Origin of the sequence: Bacteroides sp. 43_46 (assembly GCF_001915455.1) — a bacterium.
Classification (GTDB): domain Bacteria; phylum Bacteroidota; class Bacteroidia; order Bacteroidales; family Bacteroidaceae; genus Bacteroides; species Bacteroides caccae.
Window position 1 is genome coordinate 369 of record NZ_MNQN01000084.1, and the last position, 3,625, is coordinate 3,993.

General features: G+C 40.9%; 2 protein-coding genes. Both read left to right on the top strand.

The window, feature by feature from the left end:
- Positions 1-3,129, top strand: a 3,129-nt coding sequence (locus BHV72_RS06955; protein WP_286855445.1) for a PL29 family lyase N-terminal domain-containing protein, incomplete at its 5' end; no start/stop codon positions are given.
- A gap of 111 nt (positions 3,130-3,240) precedes the next feature.
- Positions 3,241-3,625: hypothetical protein (locus tag BHV72_RS06960; RefSeq protein WP_286855446.1), on the top strand; the 385-nt coding region annotated here is incomplete at its 3' end.

A 3,625-nucleotide genomic window follows, 5' to 3' on the forward strand; every position in this document is an offset into this window, starting at 1 on the left:
CGCGTATCAGCAGTAGAAAAGCTGGTAAGTGACCTTCAAGCTAAGATTGACGCTGGATCGGTCATTACCGGCGTTGACAAAACAGAAGATGGCATTGTCATCAAATTAAGCAATGGCGAATCTTATCCTATCAAGAACGGAACAAACGGCACAAACGCTCCCGTTTGGAGTATTGTAAAAGACGCTAACGGTGACTATTGGTGGGCTAAAGACAATGTACAAACTGAACCGGGCAACGGTAGCGCTGGTCAAGACGCTAAAACTATCTATTACTACCCAGGTACTGAAGAAACTGGTAAGTTGCATGGCCAAGCAGAAGCTGGCTACTGGGTGAAAGTAACAGAAGAAAAGGGTAAAGATCCTTTGTATGAAGTACAAACTACGAAATGGTTACCGGAAGGAACACTTTCGGCTGTTTGGAATACAAAGGATGAGACTCTGACTCTTGGTAACATGAAGGATGAGAACGGCAAATTGGTTGAAAAGACTATTTCTCTGACTACTAAGTTGAAAGCATTGGTATTCATTCCTGATTTGTATGAAGACGGAGTAGAAGCTACTAAATACAAATATGCCAACGGTGATTTCATCGAAGCTGAAAAGAACGCAATAGAAAGTAAAGATGACCACAATGTAGCTTATGTAATCAAGAAAGGTACAAGTGCTACCAATTGGATTACTTTGAAAGATGCCACTAAGAAAACTTATTGGATGCCTTCAACCAGCGCAATGTACTATCACTTGAACCCGCTGAATGCCAAGCTGAAAGATATTGAGTGGAAATTCTTGGCAGCTACTCCGGAATATGTAACTACAAAAGCTGCTCCTGCTGTGGTAACCCCTATCTTCCAAAACGCAGGTAAGACCATTGACGGCGAAAGAATGTATGCTACATACAAACTCTCTGTAGAGGATTTGAAGAAGGGCAATTTGAGCACTCCCGGTGAAAACAACTATATTTCTATCGCAGCTCTGGAAGCAACATTGGTTAATGGCGAAAAAGAAGGTGAAGAAAAGTCTACAGTTACTTCTGACTATGCAGCCATCATGCCGATGATTCAAGGTTTTAAAGCCATTGCGTATACCGATGACAGCAAAATCGTAACAAAAAACACTTGTAAACCTGAACTGTATAAGACAGCTAAGGAAGCTATCGAAAACGTATATACTGTTCCTGCACAATACAATGGTGGTTCTATTGAATTGGCAGATTTACTGTGTATCCATCATGTAGAAAACTTTGGAGAGAAAATTACTGCAACCACTCACAAAAGCATGAGTCTTGCTGAAGCTGCCCAGCTATATAATCTGACTCTCAAGTTTGAAGCTGTTCACTATATCAGCGGTGACAATGATACAGAGGAAAATGCTTACTCTCAATTGGAAGAAGACGGTACTTTCACTCCTTGCTATGTAAACGACAAAGAAGAAAGTGTGGTTATTCCTGAAGGAAGCACAGAAAAGATTGGCAGAAGTGCTATCGGTCGTCGTCCGGCAGTATTGGTTAAACTGGTTGATGCAACAAATAATGTAGTATTAGCAGGTTACATCAAGTTGGAAATCACTGAAAAAGCCGCTACTCCTGATGCAATTGTTATTGACAAGAGCACTCCGCAGTTGCCGTACTTGTGTGGTGAACAAACTGTATCCATCACTTGGAAAGACATGTCCGGTAAGATTCTTGAAGAACTGGGTATGACCAAGGAAGAATTCACAAAGGGTTATACATTTGTAAAAGACGAAACTTATGTAGCAGACGGTAAGGGTGGCTTCATTCAAGTAACAGCTGCTAATAAATTTGCAGCAGACAATACTTACGGTGTAGTTACTGAAACTCCTGACGGTAACACTAGTACAAATGCTATCCTGAACTGGACTAGCAATAAGACTCAAAGAGACCAGCTCATCAAGGATTACAAAGATCGCGCCTTGACACTTTATGGCAAGTACAAACCTGTAGCAGGTGGAACAACTTACGCTATTTACGTAGGTATCAAGATTTCCATAGCAGAATTGCCGACTACTGCAAGTTATGGTAACAAACGTGATGCGTTCTGGTATCCTGCTGAAACAGCTTTGGCTGACAGAGATACTGTACGTACCAATGTTCCTGCTCCGGATGCAGCAAACAATGTAGCAAATTATGTGAAGAATCTTGATGACTACTTCTATCACTACGTAACAGAAGCTGGAAAAGAAGTTGAAAAATCAGGCATCGAATTCATTGTATCAGAAGCTTCCAAGCCGGTTTATGGTGAAATCTGGAACAACAAAGACAAAGGTATGGAAATCAAGTACAGCTACTTGTTCTCTGCTAAGAACGATGGTCTGACTATAGGTGGAAAGAAGTTGTTTGTAAGTACAGTTGAAGCTGACAAGAGCAAGAGCAGCACTAAGTTATACTGGGGTGAAAAGAGAGCAACCGCTTCTCTCATCGCAACTCTTGATAAGACAGCCAAGACAATTACTTATGCAAACAACGATGAAGCAAAAGTATTCTTGAACCTTTTCGGTCATAACGAAAACAAGCCTAACCAACAGTTTGCCATCATCGAGGTATCCGCTGTTTATGGTGACTGCGAAATTGAACTGGCTCCCGCTTACAACTTCAACGCTCGCTTCTTGCGTCCGCTGGATATTGAAAGCAACGACAAAGCCAAGTTCTTGGATGCAGAGGCTAACGGTTCTTCCGTATTACTTGGTAACTTGTTCAAGGCCAACGACTGGCGCGACAAACCGGTTATCGTATACAATGATAAAGACAAAGTATATGAAGCTGCTAAAGAAAACAACGTTAACTTGTACAAATACTACGGTATCAGCGCAATAACTTTGGATATTGACAATGCAACTTGTGACGTTAATGTTATCGGTGAACAGAAGCCTATCAACAAGGACGTTATCAAGCTGACAATCCTTGATAAAGTAGGTGGTACTGCAATTTCTAACCCGATTGACATCAAAACTACCAACATCAGCAAGTTGAACTCTGTAGTATTGAACTACAAGAACAATATGGGTAACACTAAAGACTTCACCATCATGGTTCCTGTAAAGGTCACATACACATGGGGTACAGTAAGTGCTAAAGTTGCCATTGCTGTTGATGGTACTATTGCCAACAGATAATTTTGTAAAGAACTCATCGCATCCTAAAATGCGGTAATATAATAAAGGTGCGTCATAATAAGGTGACGCACCTTTTTCTTTAACAATGCATGATTAATAAATATATCGACAATGAAGAATAAACAAATCCTTTTTATGCTTTTTCTCTCAGCAGGCTTTCTACTCGGAGCATGTTCAACAAAAGGACACGAAGAGAAGATGAAGACACAGAAAGAGGCAGAAGACGAGTTTGTAGCTACTTTGACTGCTGCAGACTCAAGCGCTGTTCTTACATTATGTACACAGTGTATGGATCTTCTAAAAGCTAAAGAGACTGACAAGGCTCTTGATATGCTTTACTCCATTGATGACGCTGGTATAGCCAAACCCTTAACGATACAACAACGGGAAGCACTGACCAAACGTTTCCAGCGTTTCCCGGTAATTCGTTATCGATTGGATTACCTCAGCTTCTCTACACAAGGAAATAATGACGTGAAGTACAAAATAGAATTTA